19 protein-coding genes and 7 tRNA genes are annotated in these 20,124 nt (G+C 56.8%); 11 read left to right on the top strand and 15 right to left on the bottom strand.

Annotation, left to right across the window (positions count from 1 at the left end; genetic code table 11):
• Positions 1–1,404: a glutamate--tRNA ligase gene (gene gltX, locus J8Z22_RS05545; protein ID WP_028113470.1), complete on the bottom strand. Its 1,404-nt coding sequence runs from the start codon at positions 1,402–1,404 to the stop codon at positions 1–3.
• Between the two features lie 333 nt (positions 1,405–1,737).
• Between gltX and J8Z22_RS05540 the strand changes: the two genes are divergently transcribed.
• The 9 genes from J8Z22_RS05540 (at position 1,738) to J8Z22_RS05500 (ending at position 4,271) form a co-directional block, all read left to right on the top strand.
• Positions 1,738–1,813: transfer RNA gene (locus tag J8Z22_RS05540), tRNA-Val, on the top strand.
• 43 nt (positions 1,814–1,856) lie between these two features.
• A tRNA-Val gene (locus J8Z22_RS05535) sits at positions 1,857–1,932 on the top strand.
• Positions 1,933–1,980: 48 nt separating this feature from the next.
• Positions 1,981–2,056, top strand: a tRNA-Val gene (locus tag J8Z22_RS05530).
• Positions 2,057–2,104: 48 nt separating this feature from the next.
• Positions 2,105–2,180 (top strand) — tRNA-Val (locus J8Z22_RS05525).
• A gap of 48 nt (positions 2,181–2,228) precedes the next feature.
• A tRNA-Val gene (locus tag J8Z22_RS05520) sits at positions 2,229–2,304 on the top strand.
• Positions 2,305–2,352: 48 nt separating this feature from the next.
• Positions 2,353–2,428 (top strand) — tRNA-Val (locus J8Z22_RS05515).
• A gap of 48 nt (positions 2,429–2,476) precedes the next feature.
• Positions 2,477–2,552, top strand: a tRNA-Val gene (locus J8Z22_RS05510).
• A 173-nt stretch (positions 2,553–2,725) separates the two neighbouring features.
• On the top strand, positions 2,726–2,950 hold the full coding sequence (locus tag J8Z22_RS05505; protein ID WP_028113800.1) for a hypothetical protein: 225 nt from the start codon (positions 2,726–2,728) through the stop codon (positions 2,948–2,950).
• Positions 2,951–3,062: 112 nt separating this feature from the next.
• Complete coding sequence (locus J8Z22_RS05500) at positions 3,063–4,271, top strand: MFS transporter (RefSeq protein WP_252009328.1); 1,209 nt, start codon at positions 3,063–3,065, stop codon at positions 4,269–4,271.
• Here J8Z22_RS05500 and J8Z22_RS05495 read toward each other — a convergent pair.
• Entirely contained in the window at positions 4,268–5,677 is a 1,410-nt protein-coding gene (locus J8Z22_RS05495) for a carboxypeptidase M32 (protein WP_252009325.1), read from the bottom strand. The two genes, J8Z22_RS05500 and J8Z22_RS05495, sit on opposite strands and share 4 nt — an antisense overlap.
• A gap of 171 nt (positions 5,678–5,848) precedes the next feature.
• On the opposite strand from J8Z22_RS05495, the gene J8Z22_RS05490 reads away from it, so the two are divergent.
• Positions 5,849–6,736, top strand: a complete 888-nt coding sequence (locus J8Z22_RS05490) for a LysR family transcriptional regulator (RefSeq protein ID WP_028113802.1) — start codon at positions 5,849–5,851, stop codon at positions 6,734–6,736.
• An 18-nt stretch (positions 6,737–6,754) separates the two neighbouring features.
• Here J8Z22_RS05490 and maiA read toward each other — a convergent pair whose 3' ends face one another.
• The 13 genes from maiA to pspA form a co-directional block, all read right to left on the bottom strand.
• Positions 6,755–7,399 (bottom strand): maleylacetoacetate isomerase, encoded by a 645-nt coding sequence (maiA, locus tag J8Z22_RS05485; RefSeq protein ID WP_028113803.1) that lies wholly within the window; start codon positions 7,397–7,399, stop codon positions 6,755–6,757.
• Between the two features lie 16 nt (positions 7,400–7,415).
• Positions 7,416–8,396 carry a fumarylacetoacetate hydrolase family protein gene (locus tag J8Z22_RS05480; RefSeq protein WP_252009322.1) on the bottom strand — a complete coding sequence of 327 codons (981 nt, stop codon included), beginning with the start codon at positions 8,394–8,396 and terminating at the stop codon, positions 7,416–7,418.
• A gap of 10 nt (positions 8,397–8,406) precedes the next feature.
• The gene (locus J8Z22_RS05475; protein ID WP_252009320.1) at positions 8,407–9,537 is read right to left on the bottom strand and encodes a homogentisate 1,2-dioxygenase; all 1,131 of its coding nucleotides are present in this window, start codon (positions 9,535–9,537) and stop codon (positions 8,407–8,409) included.
• A 49-nt stretch (positions 9,538–9,586) separates the two neighbouring features.
• Positions 9,587–10,654, bottom strand: coding sequence for a 4-hydroxyphenylpyruvate dioxygenase (hppD, locus tag J8Z22_RS05470; protein WP_252009317.1), 1,068 nt, complete (start codon positions 10,652–10,654; stop codon positions 9,587–9,589).
• A 208-nt stretch (positions 10,655–10,862) separates the two neighbouring features.
• Positions 10,863–12,410, bottom strand: coding sequence for a transcriptional regulator TyrR (gene tyrR / locus J8Z22_RS05465; protein WP_028113807.1), 1,548 nt, complete (start codon positions 12,408–12,410; stop codon positions 10,863–10,865).
• Positions 12,411–12,570: 160 nt separating this feature from the next.
• Positions 12,571–12,909: a 4a-hydroxytetrahydrobiopterin dehydratase gene (locus J8Z22_RS05460; protein WP_252009314.1), complete on the bottom strand. Its 339-nt coding sequence runs from the start codon at positions 12,907–12,909 to the stop codon at positions 12,571–12,573.
• 15 nt (positions 12,910–12,924) lie between these two features.
• Complete coding sequence (phhA, locus tag J8Z22_RS05455; protein ID WP_028113809.1) at positions 12,925–13,716, bottom strand: phenylalanine 4-monooxygenase; 792 nt, start codon at positions 13,714–13,716, stop codon at positions 12,925–12,927.
• Positions 13,713–14,918, bottom strand: a complete 1,206-nt coding sequence (locus tag J8Z22_RS05450; protein WP_252009311.1) for a PLP-dependent aspartate aminotransferase family protein — start codon at positions 14,916–14,918, stop codon at positions 13,713–13,715. The genes phhA and J8Z22_RS05450 overlap by 4 nt, the downstream gene beginning before the upstream one ends.
• A gap of 128 nt (positions 14,919–15,046) precedes the next feature.
• A complete protein-coding gene (locus J8Z22_RS05445; RefSeq protein ID WP_252009308.1) occupies positions 15,047–16,045 on the bottom strand; it encodes a YcjF family protein in 999 nt (332 codons plus the stop codon).
• A complete protein-coding gene (locus tag J8Z22_RS05440; protein ID WP_252009306.1) occupies positions 16,042–17,439 on the bottom strand; it encodes a YcjX family protein in 1,398 nt (465 codons plus the stop codon). Before J8Z22_RS05440 ends, J8Z22_RS05445 begins: the two co-directional genes overlap by 4 nt.
• A gap of 98 nt (positions 17,440–17,537) precedes the next feature.
• A complete protein-coding gene (pspC, locus tag J8Z22_RS05435; RefSeq protein WP_028113812.1) occupies positions 17,538–17,921 on the bottom strand; it encodes an envelope stress response membrane protein PspC in 384 nt (127 codons plus the stop codon).
• Positions 17,911–18,153 (bottom strand): envelope stress response membrane protein PspB, encoded by a 243-nt coding sequence (gene pspB, locus J8Z22_RS05430; RefSeq protein ID WP_084144501.1) that lies wholly within the window; start codon positions 18,151–18,153, stop codon positions 17,911–17,913. Before pspB ends, pspC begins: the two co-directional genes overlap by 11 nt.
• Positions 18,154–18,169: 16 nt before the next feature.
• Complete coding sequence (gene pspA, locus J8Z22_RS05425) at positions 18,170–18,838, bottom strand: phage shock protein PspA (protein WP_028113814.1); 669 nt, start codon at positions 18,836–18,838, stop codon at positions 18,170–18,172.
• 185 nt (positions 18,839–19,023) lie between these two features.
• Here pspA and pspF point away from each other — a divergent pair, with 185 nt between their 5' ends.
• Positions 19,024–20,079 carry a phage shock protein operon transcriptional activator gene (gene pspF / locus J8Z22_RS05420; protein ID WP_028113815.1) on the top strand — a complete coding sequence of 352 codons (1,056 nt, stop codon included), beginning with the start codon at positions 19,024–19,026 and terminating at the stop codon, positions 20,077–20,079.
• The last annotated feature ends 45 nt before the right edge of the window (positions 20,080–20,124 follow it).

The following is a 20,124-nucleotide window of genomic DNA, read 5'->3' as shown; positions in this document are numbered from 1 at the left end:
TCAGGAATTAGCTCTGTTTGCTATAAATTCCACCGCCTTGTTGATTCTGGCTACAGCCCTTGTGCGACCAATAAACAACAGGGTTTGATCAAGGCCTGGGGACTGGCCTGCACCGGTCACGGCAACGCGCAACGGCATACCCACTTTGCCCATGCCTACTTCCAATTCAGCCGCAGTATCCTGGATAACCTGATGCAGGTTTTCTACCGTCCAGTCCTGCAAGGCTTCCAGCTTGGCTTTTACATGCAACAACGGCTGCTCAGCAACAGGACGCAGGTGTTTCTTGGCGGCGGCAGGATCAAAGTCGTCGAAATCTTCATAGAAATAGCGGCTGGCTGCGGCCATCTCCTTCAGAGTCTGACACCTTTCCGCCATTACGGTCACCAACTGAGACAGCTGTGGGCCATTTTCAGTATTGATGTTCTGATCCTGCATGTGCCAGCGGAGCTGCTCTGCTACATAGTGTGGATCCATGCTCTTCATATAATGCTGGTTCAACCAAAGCAGTTTATCGGTATTAAATGCTGAGGCGGATTTGTTGATGGCCTCCAGGCTGAACAACTCAATCATCTCCTGACGAGAGAAGATCTCCTGATCACCGTTAGACCAGCCCAGCCGCACCAAATAGTTCAGCAACGCCTCCGGCAGATAACCGTCATCACGGTATTGCATCACACTGACCGCGCCATGACGCTTGGATAACTTGGCTCCATCATCACCCAAAATCATCGATACATGGGCAAACTCAGGAACCGGAGCCCCCAATGCCTTGTAGATATTGATTTGTCGCGGTGTATTGTTGATGTGGTCTTCACCACGAACAACCTGAGTAATTCCCATGTCCCAGTCGTCTACTACCACACAGAAGTTGTAGGTTGGCGAGCCATCAGTACGACGAATGATCAGATCATCCAATTCAGTATTCGCCACTTCGATACGGCCGCGAACGTGATCGTCAAAGACAACTGTCCCTTCCTGAGGGTTACGGAAGCGAATCACATAAGGAAGGTCCTTGTCATCACCATCACGGCACAAACCGTCGTAACGCGGCTTCTCACCATTGGCCATTTGAGTTTCACGCAACTCATCCAAACGCTCACGAGGACAATAACATTTATACGCTTTGCCTTCGGACAGCAACTGGTCAATCAATTGATTGTAACGGTCGAATCGTTTGGTCTGATAGTAAGGCCCTTCTTCCCAGTTCAGTCCCAGCCACTCCATTCCTTCCATAATGGCATCGATGGCTTCCTGGGTTGAACGCTCAAGATCGGTGTCTTCAATGCGTAACACAAATTGGCCACCCTGGTTGCGAGCGTACAACCAAGAATAGAGAGCAGTTCGGGCACCACCGACGTGAAGATAACCGGTTGGGCTGGGAGCAAAGCGAGTTTTAACAGTCATAACCTTCTCTGATTCTGTCGAATACTGATTTCTGCCACAGAAAGGCAGATAGAAAATCGCGTTATTCTAGCAGCCCGTCAGCGCTTCCCCCAAATATGATTTACCCTGTGTGTGTAAGAGGCGGTCGAGGCCGGGCTCAAGCGCCCACCTGCCCGCAAGAAACCAACGTGATTTGCAGGGTGAGACCGCCGACACGGTCATAAAAGCAACAACCAAAAGCGCAACTTGCATCGTTAATGTTCGTTGCGTTCAAATTGCCGTCAGGCGGCGTGTTTCGGGGAGAAATTTATTGACACTAAAACACTGCCCCCTATAATACGCCTCCGTTGCTGAGGGCGATTAGCTCAGTTGGGAGAGCACCTGCCTTACAAGCAGGGGGTCACTGGTTCAAGCCCAGTATCGCCCACCACTTCTTCAGCACGACAATTTGTTGGCAAGCCACAGATTACTGTGGGCGATTAGCTCAGTTGGGAGAGCACCTGCCTTACAAGCAGGGGGTCACTGGTTCAAGCCCAGTATCGCCCACCACTTATTTCGATGAGTGGCTTAACGCCATTTGTCACCACAGTTTGCTGTGGGCGATTAGCTCAGTTGGGAGAGCACCTGCCTTACAAGCAGGGGGTCACTGGTTCAAGCCCAGTATCGCCCACCACTTACTTCGATGAGTGGTTTAACGCCATTTGTTACCACAGTTTGCTGTGGGCGATTAGCTCAGTTGGGAGAGCACCTGCCTTACAAGCAGGGGGTCACTGGTTCAAGCCCAGTATCGCCCACCACTTACTTCGATGAGTGGTTTAACACCATTTGTCACCACAGTTTGCTGTGGGCGATTAGCTCAGTTGGGAGAGCACCTGCCTTACAAGCAGGGGGTCACTGGTTCAAGCCCAGTATCGCCCACCACTTACTTCGATGAGTGGTTTAACGCCATTTGTCACCACAGTTTGCTGTGGGCGATTAGCTCAGTTGGGAGAGCACCTGCCTTACAAGCAGGGGGTCACTGGTTCAAGCCCAGTATCGCCCACCACTTACTTCGATGAGTGGTTTAACACCATTTGTCACCACAGTTTGCTGTGGGCGATTAGCTCAGTTGGGAGAGCACCTGCCTTACAAGCAGGGGGTCACTGGTTCAAGCCCAGTATCGCCCACCACCGTTATCAAAAAAGCGAGTCAACTGACTCGCTTTTTTTGTGCCTGAATATTGGCATTGGCAAGGGCCTCATCGCCTTTTGTGCTCCTTTCCACCTTACAATAAAGCGAAAAATCATCGGCCCACGCTTCACTTTCGTACTAGGTTTAAATTAACCTCACCCGGAGATGAATCATGAGCAGTATCTCTCAGTCCGCATCCCAAAGTAGCATTGCCGAGTACCTAAGGCATGTGCAGGGCGTCGATGCCGACGCTGCCGATGCCGAGGCCGCCGCCATTATCGATAACTTTGAACGAATGAAATCGATGGGATACATCAAAGGTTGGTGCTTTGATGAAGGCGGACACCTGGATCTTATCCCCTCGGACACCATAGTCAGAATTTTTGGCGACGAATAGGTCATACCACGCTGCTTGATGGTGACCCCTTCAGGGGCGTTGCAGAGGGCGCTTTACATTTGCCTTGTTTCAGCTCAATATATAAACATAAAACTTTATAAAAGACGAAGCGATGGACAGCCGCCCCTACTACACCTTTGGCGTAACTCTGTTGATCACCCTCATCAGCGTGTGCGGCATTGCCATGCCCTACCCTATCCTGGCGCCGCTGTTTCTGGATCTTCAACACCCGATCAGTCAGTTTGCCGGTATTCCGGAAAAGCTGCTGTTAGGTGCGGTGCTGGCCATCTATCCCATCGGCATTTTGATTGGCAGCAACTATCTGGGTGCCTGGTCCGATCGACTCGGTCGAAAACGCGTACTCACCTGGACCATGCTCGGAGCAACACTGAGCTATGGGCTGACCGCCATCGCCATTCAACAGGGCAGTTTTCTGCTGTTCACTGCCAGTCGGCTATTAACCGGCTTGTTTGAGGGAAACCTGAGCATCGCCCGAGCCATTGCCGCCGACCTGCACCCTAAAATCGACCGAACCCGAGCCTTTTCCTACCTTAGCGCTATGGGGTATGCCGGATACCTCATCGGCCCGGTGGTTGGCGGCTTTTTGCTGCCGCTGGGCGCCAGCCTGGCATTCTGGGTGGCGGCAGCGGCCTGTGCGGCAGCCACCGGGCTGATCTTGCTGGCTCTGCCCAAAGATGCCCAAACCCGACCTCAGCGACAGGGCTCCAGCCTGAGCCTGCTGAAACACCCCCAGTACCGAGACTTTTTTGTGTGTTACCTGATGCTGATGCTGGCACTGAATGGCTTCTACGAATTTTATCCGGTCTGGCTGGTGGAGTTCCGAGACTTCAACAGCGAGCAGATCGCCTGGGCCACGGTATTACTCACCTCAGCCATGATCGCCACGGCCGTTATGGCAACCATGAAGGTAAAACGCTGGCTGGGGCTGGTTAACGCCGGACTTGCAGGAATTTTGGTGTACGCGATAGCGATCGCCAGCTTTCCTTATGGCGGTGGCGATTACCTGGCCAGCTTTATTGCCGCCGGCATAGGCATTGCGCTGTTTAACGCTATGATGCCGAGCTACCTTTCGGAACACGCTCAGGACAGCCAGGGCCAGGGGCAACTAATGGGACTGCTGACGACGGTATTTTGTCTGGGCAACGTGATTATCGCCATCGTCGGTGCCGCCCTGGCACTGGTGGATACTCGACTGGTGTTAATGGCCAGTGCGCTACTGGCCGTTTTCGCCTCACTGCTGTTCTGGCGCCTGGCTCGCTCTGCTTCTTTGGAGGCCGAACGGGCCCACACCAATGCCTAAGCCAGGTAGCGAGCCGACAGATGATTGAGCAACGCCTCGGCAGACAAGGGCTGACCGGTCATGTTGAGGCAAGACTGGTTCAGGTCGGCGCCACCGCCATGTTGCCAAATTCCAGCCTGCAACTGCTGCCGTACCCACTGACCACGAGCCGCTGGCTCGCGACGCCACTGCGGGGACTGTCGTAATCCGGCAAACACCTGCGCCGCCGCCATCGCCCCGAGGGCATAACTGGGGAAATATCCGAATTCACCGAAGCACCAGTGAATGTCTTGCAGGCAGCCGTCTCGATTGTTGTCTGGGCTTACCCCCAGCAGGGTCTGCATTCCATGACGCCAGGCACCGGGCAGATCAGACAGGGGCAGATCGCCACTGAGCAACGCCTGCTCCAACTCCAATCGCAACAAGATGTGGGCCGGGTAGGTGACCTCATCGGCCTCAACCCGAATCAAACTTGGCTGAACCCGACCAATATGAGCGCCTAAATTGTCGGCCTCCAAGCCAGGGTGGGCTCCCCAGTGACGCTGCAGGAACTCCGACAGCCACTGAATGAAATCCGGCTCTCTGGCCAATTGCATCTCAAACGACAACGCCTGGGCTTCGTGCAAAGCCGCGGATTGCACCCGAGCCATCGGGGTATGGTGCCAGCGTGCAGCAATGCCCTGCTCGAAACAGCCGTGGCCTGCCTCATGGATCATGGAATAAACGGCAGACAATGGCTGGCGATGATCGTAACGGGTAGTAATGCGCACATCTGACGGCACTCCGGCACTAAAGGGGTGGGTACTGGTATCGAGGCGACCGCCGTCAAGATCGAAGCCCAGGTGTGGTAATAATGCCTCCAGAGCCTGTCGCTGCTGATTCACTTCGACCTCAGGCAAAGGCACCACACTTCGGACACGGCTGCGCTCAGACGCTTCAACAATCAGACCCGGAAGGCGAGCTTTCAGAGGCGCAAACAGCTGGTTAAGTTGCGTCAGGCTGATGTCCGGCTCAAATTTGTTCAGCAACCCCTGATACAAAGGCACCTGCGCTGACGGGCGGCGGATCTCCGCCTCCTCCTTCAATAACGCCAATACTGGCTCAAATGCCGTTTTGAACAGAGAAAAGTCATCCTCTTTTCTGGCCTGGCGCCAGCGGTTTTCACAGGCCACGGACAGTGTCACCCTGCGGCGCACAAACTCGTCGTCCAGCAGGGTCGCATCCCGAACCCGGCGCGCCATCAACTCCAGCATCCGCCGCTGGCTGACCGACAACGGCAACTGACCCAGTTGAGACAGAGTATCGGGCAGGCCAGGATCGCGCAGCCTCCGGTTGATCACCAGTTGCAACTCGGCCATGGCCTCGGCTCTGGCCCCCTGGCCACGGTCACTGAGCAGGGTGGCTTGATCCCATTCCATTAACGCCATAGCGTGCTCTAAGTGGGATATTCCTGAAAAATGTTGCTCCAGATCACTCCATGAACGTGTCATTGGTCTACCCCTTTCAAGTTAGAGTCAGAATTCTATAGGCGTGAGCGCATTTGTTTGGCATAGTAATAAAACATTGATATTAATTCTTCAAAATAACAAGAATTCGTTATGGACCTCCGTCAACTACGCAATTTCGTTACCGTCGCCGAGCAGAGCAGTTTTACCCGGGCTGCCCGTATTCTGGGTGTCGCTCAGCCGGCTGTCAGCACGGCCATCAAAAAACTGGAGACCGAGCTGGGACTGGTGCTATTGCATCGCCAGGACAAGCGGGTTCAACTCACTGCCGAGGGACAGGAGTTGCTGCCCCACGCCAAGGAGATTCTGTCCCGGGTTGAGCTGGCAGAATCGGCCATGACCCGGCTGCAACAACTGGGTCGGGGTGAGGTGCGCATCGCTCTGCCAGGGATGATCGGTTCCTACTACTTCCCTGCCCTGCTGATGGCCTTCCATCATCGCTACCCGGAACTGAAACTGTCGCTGATTGAAGCCGGTACCCGGGAGATTCAATCGATGATCGAGCGGGACGAGATCGACATCGGTATCGTTATTGACGGAGACGCTCAAACCACGTTGGAAACCATTCCACTCACCAAAGAAGAGATGATCGTAGCCTGCAGCCTCGACCACCCACTGGCGGAGTTGGAGTCGGTGAATTTTGAAGACTTCATGGAACATGAGTTGGTAATGTTTAAGCGCGGTTATTATCACCGAGAGCGCATGGACCAACTGGCGAAGGCCCATAACCTGGAACCTCAACTGGCGTTTGAGACCAACCTGATTGAGCTGATTCGCTCCATTGTTCGTCAGGGCTTTGCGATCACCACGGTGCTGAAAATGGTGGTGGAGAATGATCCGCAGATTAAGGCCATCTCCTTTGAAGAACCATTATTTATGGATCTGCATGTGGCCTGGAAACGAGGCCGGGCACTGACTCAGGCCGACCGTACCTTCCTGGACTTCCTGCTTGAGCAACGAGACACCGAGAAATCGCTGTAATTCGGGCTCCGGATGCGGTCAGACGACCGCATCTGGCTGATTTTCCGGTGCTGCTTCGGCAAACGATGTCATCTGGCGACAACGGCGAACAATGCCATTGAGCAAGGGGTATTCCTGCATGGGCACATTGAAACGCTCGGCATTGTAGACCTGTGGGACCAGGCAGACGTCGGCCATAGAGACCTCATCACCGACGCAAAACAACCCGGAGGTCTGCTCCAGTTGCAACTCAAAACCGGCAAACGCGGTTTTGACCCAGTGCCGATACCACCTCGCCTTCTGAGCGTCATCCACCCCCAACTCCACCGCCAGATACTTTAACACTCGCAAGTTATTCAGCGGGTGGCAATCGATGGCGATGTTTTGTGCCATCGCCCGAACCTTGGCTCGAGCCGTGGGTTCATCCGGTAACAACGGCCTCTCCGGATAGGCCTCATCCAGATACTCAATGATCGCCAGAGACTGATTCAGAATCAGATCGCCATCCTGCAAGGTGGGCACCAAATGGTTGGGGTTCAATACCCCATACGCCGGCAGGTGCTGCTCTCCGCCGTTTTTAATCAGGTTTACCGAGATGTTTTCATACTCTAGCCCTTTGAGTGCGCACGCTATCCTTACCCGATAGGCGGCACTCGAGCGCCAGTATCCGTACAATTTGAGCATCGGCAATGATGACCCCTTAAGACTCAATCAGTCTCTGTTCTATAGCACCAAAAATGGAATCTTGCCTTAAATCAAACATCTCAATTCTAACGACATCGCCAAATTGCATAAACGGCGTCACCGGCTTGCCCTGTTCGATGATCTCCAGCATCCGTTTCTCAGCCAGGCAGGAGGAGCCAGCACTGCGGTCGTAGTTGGAGACGGTGCCCGAACCGATGATGCAACCGCTGCCCAAGGGTCGGCTCTTGGCGGCGTGAGCAACCAGAGTCGGAAAATCAAAGGTCATGTCGACACCGGCATCGGGGCGGCCAAAGCAGTCGCCATTGAGGTGGGTGACCAAGGGCAGGTGAACCTTGCCGTCGTACCACTGCTCCCCCAGCTCATCAGGGGTAACCGCCACCGGAGAGAAGGCGCTGGACGGCTTCGACTGATAAAACCCAAAGCCCTTGGCCAGTTCAGCGGGAATCAGGTTGCGCAGGGACACATCGTTGACCAGCATCAGCAACTTGATGTGGTCCGCGGCCGCCGCAGTATCGACGCCCATGGGCACATCGTCGGTGATCACTGCTATCTCGGACTCGAAGTCCACCCCCCAGTCGGTAGTGGGCATGCGAATCGCCTCGTAGGGGGCCAGGAAGGTGTCCGATCCCCCCTGGTAGATCAACGGATCGGTCCAGAAACTCTCCGGCATGTCGGCACCGCGAGCTTTACGCACCAGTTCGACATGGTTGACGTAAGCGCTGCCATCGGCCCACTGATAGGCTCTGGGCAGCGGTGAATGGCACTGAGTCTGATCGAAATCAAAGGCGTCACTGAGCTCGCCCTCGTTCAACTGCTGGTAACGCTCCTCAAGCCGGGGCGCCAACTGCTGCCACTGATCCAATGCCTGTTGCAGGGTCGGGGCGATGTCTGTCGCAAGGACGGCTTGACGAAGATCCCGACTGACCAACAGCAGCTCGCCATCGCGGCCGCCACGGTTCAAGGTGGCTAATTTCATATGGATTTCCTTATTCTTTTACTTGCCAACTGCTGGCGTAATCCGGGTTTTCCAGGGCCTGGGCGGCCTCGGACAACTGCAGCGGATCCCGTGTATCGATCATCACCGCCACTTCATCGGTGAAGGTCTTCTTGTGAGCCAGGCCGGCGGCAAATGCTTTGGGGTGGGGCCCATGGGTAAAACCACAAGGGTGGAAAGTCACCATGCCCGCTTCGATGTTATCGCGACTGAAAAAGTCGCCGGCATGGTAAAACAACACCTCATCGTAATCGTCGTTGTTGTGGTAAAACGGCACCTTCAAGGCTCCTGGATCACTCTCGATGGGGCGCGGCACGAAGGTGCAGACCACGAAGCGACTGGCCACAAAGGTGGTGTGAGCCGACGGCGGCAGATGATAGCGATGGCTCATCAACGGACGAATGTCGCGCCAGTTGATGCGCACCGGAGCCAAATCACCGTGCCAACCAATGGCATCAAGGGGATTGAACGGGTAACGAACTTCGGACAGCGCATCGAGACGCTTAACTTTAACCGTCCAGGGCTGTTCATCCTGCTGAGCCAGAAATGCCTCATTGATGCGGGGCATGTCCAGCATGGCCGGGTCAAAGATGGCGTGGGGACCAACGATGCCTTTATCGGGCAGTTGAAAGCTGTCGCCACTGGCCTCAATCATCAGGATCTGCAGCGGCTCCAAGACCTCCAGTCGCCACATGGTCGAGCGCGGCAGCATCAGGTAATCACCGGTTTCCAGTGTCAGATGACCATAGTCGCAATAGAGTTCAGCGCGGCCGGCGTGGATAAACAGCAACTCGTCACCATCGGCATTGCGCATCAGCTCGGTCATGCTGCGATCGAGGTGCCACAGCCGCATCTGGCAATGGCTGTTATGCAGAAATGCCGGCACCTGCCAGGGGACCGAATGGCGTTGCTGCTGGCGATTGAGATCCAGCGCTCTTGGCCTCAGTGGCCCCTGCCAATCACTCCAGCCTGTGGGCGGGTGACGGTGATGGAAATGTGCCGCCGGGCCGAAGAAACCGGCCCGGCCGGCTTCCCGCTCATAAATCGCCTGTTCCGGCAGGTCAGCGTGGGCCTGGCGGGAGACCGTGCCCTCTTTGTGTGGAAATTGGATCCATTTACGCATAGCGCCCCCCAAGGTTTGTGGAAATCGGGGCTCGAACGAGCCCCGCCGCTCAGATCACGCCACGGCGAATCTGATCTTCCTCGATGGACTCAAACAGAGCCTTGAAGTTACCTTCACCGAACCCTTCGTTGCCTTTGCGCTGAATGATCTCGAAGAACACCGGCCCAATCACGGTCTGTGTAAAGATCTGCAGCAGAATGCCATCTTTCATCGGCGCGCCATCGATGAGTATACGCAACTCCCGCAAGCGCTCTTTGTCCTCCTGATGGCCCTCGACCCGCTGATCAATCTTCTCGTAGTAGGTATCCGGGGTTGGCATGAACTCCATGCCACCGGCACGCAGGTCGGCCACGGTCTGATAGATGTCTTCGGTGGTGAGGGCGATGTGCTGAATGCCCTCGCCCTTGTACTCTCTGAGGTACTCTTCAATCTGCGACTTGTCGTCGGAAGACTCGTTGATGGGGATGCGAATCTTACCGCAAGGACCGGTCATGGCCCGGCTGACTAAGCCGGTCAGCTTGCCCTCGATATCGAAATAGCGGATCTCGCGGAAATTGCCAATGCGCTCGTAGAAGCCGGCCCATTTATTCATGTTGCCCTGGAACACGTTGTGGGTCAGGTGATCGATCTCTACCAGTCCCTTATCGTTGCTTGCCAACGCCTGTTGCCATTGATCGTAGAACTGGAAGTCCACATCGTAGATGCTGTTGCTGCCGTAGCGGTCGACAAAATACAGCGTCGACTCGCCGATGCCCTCGACCGCCGGAATGTTCAGCTCCATGGGGCCGATGTTGCCTTCAAACAACCTGGCACCATTCTCCAGGGCATGAGCCAGCGCCTTGGCGGAATCGGCCACTCGCCACGCCATGCCACACACCGACGGGCCATGTAACGCCGCAAATTCGGCGGCCTGAGAGTGAGGCTGAGCGTTAATGATGAAGTTGATGTCGCCCTGGCGATACAGCCATGCCTGCTTACTGCGATGCTTGGCAATCTCGGTAAATCCCAGTAAACCGAACAGTTGCTTCAGCTTATCAACCCCCTCGGCATCGGGGGCGGTGTACTCCACAAACTCAAACCCATCGGTTCCCAGTGGATTGTAATCCGTTATCGCCATGGTCTTCTCCCTTGTTGATTGCGCTGTGGCTGCTCGGCCTTCTCTTTTCTGAGCCGATGCAGGGGCTGCCGATGGCCTGTGGCACACCGGAAACGGTTAACCAAACGCTAACAAAGATTGAGCTTCGTGACAGGGGTCACAGAACGGTTAAAGCAGGCAGGAGATGTCACCCCTGCTTTACAGGGGTGACATTTACATTTACTGTCAATTACTTACGCTTTTTTCCGATACCGTATTCGCGGAGTTTATTGGCAATGGCGGTGTGAGACACGCCCAGCTTTTTTGCCAACTGACGAGTACTGGGGTAAGCGGGGTAAAGCCGGCGCAACAGGCTGGATTCGAACTGTTTTACCGCCTGCTCCAATGACCCCTCAAACTCTTGATCGAAGTAGCCAAAGCCCTCGGTCCAGGCGGGCAGTCTCAGGTCCTCCGGCTGCAGTTCTCCCATGCCCTCGGCCATGGACACCGCCCGAAAAATGGCGTTCTTCAGCTGGCGCACGTTGCCAGGCCAGGCGTAGTTGCGAATGTAGTCGCGACACTCTCCAGAGAGCTGACGGGCCGGGCTGGCCAGTTGCTGGCTGTAGTGCTCCAAAAACAGCTCTGCCAGCGGCACGATGTCACTGGGGCGCTCCCGCAGCGGCGGCAGCATCAGGTTGAGGACATTGATGCGATAATAGAGATCTTCGCGGAACTGGCCCTGCTGACACAGGTCGGACAGATCCCGCTGACTGGCACAGATGATGCGAACGTCAACGGCAATCTCTTCGTCATCCCCCACCCGGCGAAAACAGCCATCCTGAATAAAGCGCAGCAGTTTTACCTGCAACTGGGCCGACATGTCGGCCACCTCATCGAGAAAAATGGTGCCGCCATCCGCTTGCTCGATGACCCCCTTTTTCACCGGCTGTCCCGGCGCCGACGCAAACCCGAACAGCTCACTCTCGGCCACGGCATCGGGCAAAGAGGCGCAGTTGATCACCACAAAGGATTTCTCGGCGCGCAGGCTGGCGTCGTGGCACGCCCTGGCCATCAACTCCTTACCGGTGCCGGTTTCGCCGCTGATCAGCAATGGCGCTTCCAACTGCGCCATGCGCCTAGCCTGCTCCAGCACTGCCTTCATCTTGTCGCTCTGGGCCAGAACGGTATCAAAGCCGGTCAGTTGGTTGCGCAAGGCATTAAACTGCTTGCCGACGCGGGACGGAGATTTAAGCACCACCACCGCCCCGGCCAGCGAGGTCTCTTCACGATTGCCCTCCGGCAGGTGGATGGGGAACATCTCCGCCAGGTAGTCGCTGCCTTGTACCTGCACTCGAATCGCCTGAGGCAAGACTTCGTCGCTCTGCAGCCAGCGCTGAAAGCCAAAGCCCTGTACCCAGTTACTCAGTGGCTGATTCAGTACTTCGTCCCGCGGCGTCCCCAGGACTGCCACCGCAGAGTCATTGGCCATGGTCACCTTAAGGCGGGTGTCGATGGACAACACCGCATCCGGCAAGGTGCTCAACAGAGTCTCCAGAGCATAGTGCTCTCGCTCAGAAGGCATAAAGGGAACGGTGCGTACATCCTTTACGGCTTCAATTTTACGCAGAATGGGCAGCAACACACTGAGCTCGTCAAAGCTCAATTCCGGTAACTGCAGGTAGATGTAGCCCTGACTTTCCGCATCGATGGCATTGACGTTGATCTGGTGCTGCTCCAGCACTTCCAGTATCTCCCGGGCCAATCCAATGCGGTCGTCACAACTGACTTCCAAGCGCATAAAAAGGTTCCTAACTTACTGTTCACTAATGGACACATCATACCCTGTACCGTCTCGGGAGACCACGGTGTCAGTATTTGTTTACAAATTTGGTGCACAAAAAAGCGCCGCTTTAGGCGGCGCTGTTGAACTCGGTGTGTTGGGCATAGGCGCCAGGGCGCTAGTCCAGTTGCTGGTCGGTCTTGGCCGCCATGATGAAATCGTTGCGATGCAATCCGGAGATGGCATGGGTCCACCAGGTGACGGTGACCTTGCCCCACTCCAGCAGAATGCCGGGATGATGAAACTCCGCTTCGGCCAGCTCCGCCACCTTATTGGCAAAGGCCCAGGCCAGTTTGAAGTTCTTAAAGGTGTACACCCGCTCCAGTTGCATGACGCCATCACGCACTTCGGTATGCCAATCGGGGATTTGCGACAGCAACGCTCCCAGTTCCTGGTCGCTGACCTGGGGAGCACCGGCCTGGCAGGCTTCGCATTTCATTTGAGATAATTCAGACATTGTGTCGGTTCCTTTTTACACAGCTTGTTGTTTTGGCGGAAATTTAGCAGGATGAAGCCCCAGCTCCTGCGCCTGGGCCACCAGGGCCATCACATCCAGATTGGCGATGTCGAACAGGGCATCTATGTCATCGAGGACATAGTACAAGGGCTGCATGATGTCGATGCGGTACGGCGTGCGCAGGGCATCGATAACGGACATGGGCTGGCGCTCAGGCTTGTCCGACAGGGCGTAATGAGTCTCACCGGGCGACGACAGGATGCCACCGCCATAGATGCGCAACCCGTCATCGGTGTTGACCAATCCAAACTCGACGGTAAACCAATACAGTCGGGCCAGGTACACCCGTTGCTGAGGCGTTGCCGCCAGCCCCAGCTTGCCATAGGTATGGGTAAAATGAGCGAAAGCCGGGTTGGTCAGCAGCGGACAGTGACCAAAAATCTCGTGGAAGATGTCCGGCTCCTGGAGATAATCGAACTCGGCCCGGCTGCGAATGAAGGTCGCAACGGGAAAGCGCTTTTGCGCCAACAGCTCAAAGAAGTGCTGAAATGAGATCAGCGCCGGCACCTGTGCGGTTTGCCAGCCCGTGGCCCGTTGCAACACCTGGTCCACTTCGGCCAACTGAGGAATGCGGTTCAGGGGCAACGACAATTGCTCCAGCCCCAACAGGTATTCCGGGCAGGCGCGGCCTTCGATGCAGCCGAGCTGGCGTTCAATCAGCTCGCTCCAGATTCGATGCTCTTCTTCAGGGTAATGAATGACTCCCTGTGCGTCCGGTTGACGGGCGCTGTAGCTGGATCCCTTCATGACACCTCCTGGGCCAAACCGGCCGTGAGCGGCGCCAACCCCTGGGTCAGATCCGCCAGCAGATCATCGCAGTGCTCCAGGCCGATGGAGAGTCGAATCAGCGTGTCGGCGATGCCAGCCCTGGCGCGATCATCGCTGTCGTAGGTGGCATGGGTCATGGAAGCCGGATGCTGCACCAAAGATTCGGCATCCCCGAGGCTGACCGCGATCTTGAACAAAGACAGTCGATTAACGAAGGCCACCGCCTGCTCAAAATCGGCCTTCAGCTCCAACGCCAGGACACCGCCACCTGCCCGCATCTGAGTGCCAATCAAGGCCTTGCCGGGATGACCATCCAGCCCGGGATAGTAGACTCGGGTGACGGCGGGGTGGCGCTGCAGAAACTCTGCCACCACCTGGGCGCTGACGCTGTGGCGCTCCATGCGCAGAGCCAGGGTCTTCATGCCGCGAAGAATCAACCAGGCATCGTGGGGCGACAGCACCCCGCCAATGTCCTTAAGGCTGCGACTGCGAAGCAACTCCAGGTGCACCTGATCGGCGCACACCACCCCGGCAATCACATCGCCGTGGCCATTGAGGTACTTGGTGGCGCTGTGCAAAACGATGTCGATGCCCTGGGTCTTGGGCTGCTGCAACAGCGGCGTCATAAAGGTGTTGTCCACCACCGAGATCAGCTGGTGCGCCCGGGCCAACGAGGCCACCGCCGCCAGATCGTACACCGCCAGGTGAGGGTTCACCGGTGTCTCCAGCAACAGCATGCGGGTGTTGGGCCGAATGGCGGCACGAATGGCCTCGATATCGGCAAAGTCCACCGCGGTAACCTCGATGCCAAAGCGCGGCAACTGCTCACTGACCAGTGAATGGGTGCAGCCATAGAGGCAGGTGTTGCAGATCAGATGGTCGCCCTGATCCAGCAAGCCCAGCAACACCGCCGACACCGCCGCCATGCCGCTGGCAAAGGCCACGGCACCGTCATAGCCTTCCAGTTCGGCCATGCGCCGCTCGAACTCGGCCACTGTCGGGTTGCCCAGACGGGTATAGATCGGACCCGCCTGCTCGCCGGCAAAGCGGGCAGAACCGGTTTCGACTCGATCGAAAACGAAGGTGGCCGACTGGTACAGAGGTGACACCAGCGCCCCTTGAGGTTCCTGAAGATGGCCGGCATGGATCACCGCCGTCTCCGGATGCATCTTTGAAGCCATGTTGCTTAACTCCCCGTAATGCACCCTGTAGACGTTATTGTGGTGGGTGCAGGTTTCTCTCCCTAACATAATCCAGCCACCCGCCGGCAACACCTTTTCGCCTAAAAACCCCCCACCAGGGTTGTAAATTATTTGTTACATGACTGACGTTCGCGAGCCTGCCTCAACGCCTTGGCCGACAGTGAGGTCAGCTCGGACAGCAGCTTGCCCTGCAGGGTCAGCAGCCTCGGCCTGGCTTCGGTCAACGGCAGGGGCCGACACAGCTTCTGTGCCTGGTAACCCAGTCGGGCGGTCAACAGGCCGGCGCCCATTCCTTGAGCCAGTCGGGCAGACAACTTGCCGGTCAGTTCCGCCGACAACATCTGGCCACCGAGATCCACCATCAGCTCGCTGCCGCCGGCGTAAATCAGGTTATGCAGCATCTGCCGCACCAGAGACACCCGCCCCAGGTACCCGGGTTCCACACCATAGAGTTTGGCCAATTCGTCCAGCATGCGCTGGTTGCGCCACAGCATCAGCGCCATGTCCAGCACCGCCAGTGGGCTGGCCGCCAGCATGACCGCCGCCTGCGCCGAGTAGCGATAGATGATCGCCTCCGCTTGTTTATCCAGCGGCGCCACCACCGTCGACTCTGCCAACGCCAGCAATTCGGCGTCACTGTGATGATCCTGCACCCGACTCTGCCACTGGCGCCAGTTGTCGTCACACTGCGACGGCAGGGCCAGGCGAAGCTGATCCAGCAACGGCGCCGCGGCGCCCATCTGCTGACTGCTTAGCAGCGGCTGCAGCTGCTCCTGAAGGTTGGCACGCCCCCGCAGCTGTCTGAGCCGAACCCACTCTTTGACCGTCAGACGCACCAACCCAGCCAGGGCCAGTGAGAAGAACAGCGCGTACAGGGCAAACAACCACGGGCTGGTCTGCCAGGACGCCTGCAGGGTCAGGCCGGCTTCGGCCAGCACCAGAGCCAAACCGGCGCCCAGCCATACCTTAGTCCACACCCCCACTCGGGCGGGCCTGGGTGGCTCGGTGGACAGCAGGGCCGAATCCAGCGACTCCTCGGCCTCTTCAGGCAAAGCCTGCAGCGGCTCTACCGCATCAAACTCCTGGGATTCCTGAATCGGTTTCATTGCATCTTGTCTCCTAATAAAAACTGCAGCGCATAGTCCAGCCTCATGTGCGGCAAGGCGCTGGCCGCCTCAAAGACCGGGGGCGAGAAGGGGCGAAAACGAAATCCCTGCTGCTGCCAGAACTCTCGCTCTGGCAAACGGGTGGGCACCTCTCCGGGAAAGCGCACACAAGACTCGCCATCCAGGGCACGACCGGAGATCACCGCTTTGGTAATGCCATCGCGCTCCACCTGGCCCTGGCGGGTGGCATTGATGGCACTGAGTACCAGAGTTTCCATCTGAGTGCCAAAATAGCGCGGCTGGCGGCGGCTGCCCTTCATCAGGTTGTGCATTAACTGCAGCAGGTTGTGGTGCTGATCCACGGTGACATGATCCGCCTTGGTTGCCGCAAACAGCACCCGATCGATCTTGGGGCGGAACAACCGCCCCAGGGTACTTCCCGGGCCGTAATGAAAGCTGTGACTGAGGGCTTGCAGGGTATGCGACAACTGCTCGACCTGATCCCGTCCCTGGTTCAGTGCGGTCAGACAATCCACCAACACCACCTGGCGATCCAATCGGGCGAAATAGTGGCGGAAAAACGGCTTCACCACCTGCTCGCAATAGGCGCTGTACCGTTCGGTCAGGCGCTGTTTCAGCGGGCTGTCCTCGGCCAGCGCCGCGCGCATGGCTGGGGGTAACGGAAACCACTCCAGTACCGGAGCGCCTGCCAGCTCGCCGGGCAGCAACGCCCGGCCCGGCTGCAGCAGGCTGGCGCCACACTCGCGCTTGAGGGTCTGCAGCAGGGTGGCGTAGTCCCGGGCAACCTCGGCAATCACGGTGTCGGTTTCGTCACTGCTGAGCGCCGCAACCCGGGCACACCAGGACTGGGTTTGACTTTGCCAGGCCGGTCGCTGTAACTGTTGCCAGATGTCGTCGCTCCATTGGTCAAAGGTTTGCTGCAGCAACGGCAGATCCAGCAGCCACTCGCCCGGGTAATCGATGATGTCCAGATACAGGGTCACCGGCCGACCGATCTGCCCCGCCAGCCCCTTTTCCGGCAGGTACCGAAGCGCCAGTCGAATCTCACTGATGGTGCGGGTTGAGGGCGGCCATATCGGCGGCGCTTGCTTCAGGCAGTCTAGGGCGCCGGTGTAATCAAACGGCTGCAGGGTCAGATCGGGCTGGCGGGCAATGCGGGCACCGAGGAACCGCTGCTGCTCCATCACCTGCCAGGCCGGCAGCAGATGGGACTCGCCATGCAGCAACTGATTCACCAGCGAGGTGATGAACGCGGTTTTCCCGGCACCGGAGATGCCGGTCACCCCGAGACGGACGTGGCGATCCAGTCCGCGCTGAGCGATCTCCTCCAGTTGATTACCTAGCTGTTTAACCCGATGTTTTAAAGGATTCATAGGCGTGTATCGTGATCCATGGCTTGGTCGGCAGGGGCCGAACCGACACCAGTCAGAACGGCAACGGTCCGACTGCTGGGCAATCGGACCGGGTGTCATCAGAGGTTATTGATTTCTCGTTTCAGGTGGAAGGCATCCGAGGTGACGTGTTTTTCCAACCGCCTGAGGCGCAGTTCCAGATTTCGAAACCGGGTACTGACTTCGTTCATCGCCTTCTTCGGCGAATCTCCGGCCTGCCAGACCTTGGTTTTCAGCTCATTGTGGTGAGTGCTGACGGGAGTTACCCCCTTGTCCAGCAGGACCCAGGCGATGATGTACAACAGCAGCGGCAGGCTAAAGACGCCGGTCAGCAAAATGGCCGACAGAGTCACGATTCGAACCAGCCAGACTTCCAGGTTGAAGTGCTCGGCCAAGCCGGCGCAGACTCCGGCGACTTTGCCTTGATCCGGCAGACGCACCAATTGACGTTTCTCATGCTTCATGTCGGGTCCTCCACTCCGGTGACTCCTGGTCAAGAATCGACTCCAGGGTATCGATTCGTTCCCCCATCTTGTCGGCTCGGGTCAGCAGTGCATTGAGCTGTTGATACTCTTCATCACTGAGCCCTTGTGCCAACTGCTTCTTACTGCGGTAATGCAGGATGAGCCAGATGGGAGCCACGATTAACAAAAAGATAATCAGTGGCGCAATCAGTAAACCCATTAATTCTTCCATTCCGACTCCTCCCTAATTAGTCCTGCTTCTTCTTGAGCTTCTTCTTCATCTGCTCAAGTTCGTCGCTGATTTTCTCTTCCGCGGCCAGGGCGGCAAACTCGTCTTCCAGGCTGCGGGGCTGAGCCAGCTCGTGGGCTTCCACTTCCGCCTCCAGGGTTTCGACCCGGCGTTCGTACTGTTCAAACTTCATCATGGCGTCGTCGATCTTGCCGGTATCCAGCTGACGTTTAACGTCCAGGCGAGATGACGCGGTCTGCTTGCGCATGATGATGGTCTTCTGACGGGCGCGGGCATCGTTCAGCTTCTCCTGCAGCAGGTTGATCTCCTCCTTCAGGCGCTCGATCTGCTCTTCCACATGCACCAGTTCCCGCTTCAGGGTCTCCACCAACTCAACGCACTTCTGCTTTTCAATCAGTGCGGCTTTGGCCAGATCTTCACGGTCCTTACCCAATGCCAGTTCGGCTTTGCTCTGCCAGTCGTCGACCTGAGCTTCGGCCCGTTCGATGCGGCGCATCGCCTCTTTCTTCTCTGCCAGCACTTTGGCCGAGGTAGAACGCACTTCAACCAGCGTGTCTTCCATCTCCTGAATGATGAGTCGTACCATCTTTTCCGGATCTTCTGCTTTGTCCAGCAGGGCGCTGATGTTGGAGTTAACGATATCGGCAAATCTTGAAAAAATACCCATAATTAAATTCCTCTGAATGTCTAAATTGGCCCTCGTGACTGTATTTATTACAGGAAACGTGCCAACTTTTCCTCATCGCTAACCACTTGTTTTAAAGCGAGTTTTTCTGAGGCTTTATTTTGAGCAAGGGACGCCCTATTATGAATTCCACTAATAATTAGTAAATCACGCTACATCAGGGACCGATGACCAACTCTTTCAAGCAAGACAATTTAATTGGCGAATCCAATGCCTTCCTCTCCGTGCTGGACCATGTGTCTCAGGCAGCACCGCTGGACAAACCGGTATTGATCATCGGCGAACGAGGCACAGGTAAAGAGCTGATTGCCAAACGTCTGCACTTCCTGTCCCAGCGCTGGGAACAGCCTTACATCACCCTGAACTGCGCCGCCCTCAATGAGAATCTACTGGAAAGTGAGCTATTTGGCCATGAATCCGGTGCCTTTACCGGGGCAGGCAAACGCCACGAAGGACGCTTTGAGCGGGCGCATAAAGGCAGCCTGTTTCTGGACGAGTTGGCCAACACCTCCGGCTTGGTGCAGGAAAAATTACTGCGAGTCATTGAGTACGGCGAGTTCGAACGGGTCGGCGGCGCCCGCAGTGTCCGCACCGACGTGCGCCTGATCTGCGCCACCAACGAGGATCTGCCTGCCCTGGCCGAGCGCAGCGAGTTTCGAGCCGACCTGCTGGACAGGTTGGCCTTCGATGTCATTACTCTGCCCCCACTGCGTGAGCGCACCGACGACATCCTGCATCTGGCTGACCATTTCGCCATCAATATGGCTCGGCAGCTATCGATGTCGATGTTCCCCGGCTTCACCAGCAAAGCCCAGCAGGCACTGCTGGAGTTTGACTGGCCCGGCAACGTCCGTGAACTGAAGAACGTGGTGGAGCGCAGTGTCTACCGTCACAACAACGACGCCCTGCCGGTGCATCAGATCATCCTGGACCCGTTTGAGTCCCCCTGGCGACCCGCGCAGAGAATCAAGACTCAGGACCGACAACCGGCCGCGGCCTCAGCCACTGCAGCCGCCGCAGAGGTCGCCACGCCAACCAGCCCGGCCAGCAACCCGGCGCCGGTGTTGCCACTGGATTTTAAGGACACGGTACAAAACTTTGAGGTCAACCTGTTGAAACAGGCGCTGGAAGAGAGTCAGTTCAACCAGAAACGTACGGCAGAGGTACTGGGACTGAGTTACCACCAGCTGCGGGGCATCCTGAAAAAGTATGATCTGTTATGAAATCAAGCTAATGATCGCCAGCCCCAGCTTTGATACACTAGCCGG

This window comes from Ferrimonas sp. SCSIO 43195, assembly GCF_023716685.1.
GTDB classification, from domain to species: Bacteria; Pseudomonadota; Gammaproteobacteria; order Enterobacterales; family Shewanellaceae; genus Ferrimonas; species Ferrimonas kyonanensis.
Note: the sequence above shows the minus strand (reverse complement) of the source record. Positions and strands in the feature narration are given on the sequence as shown.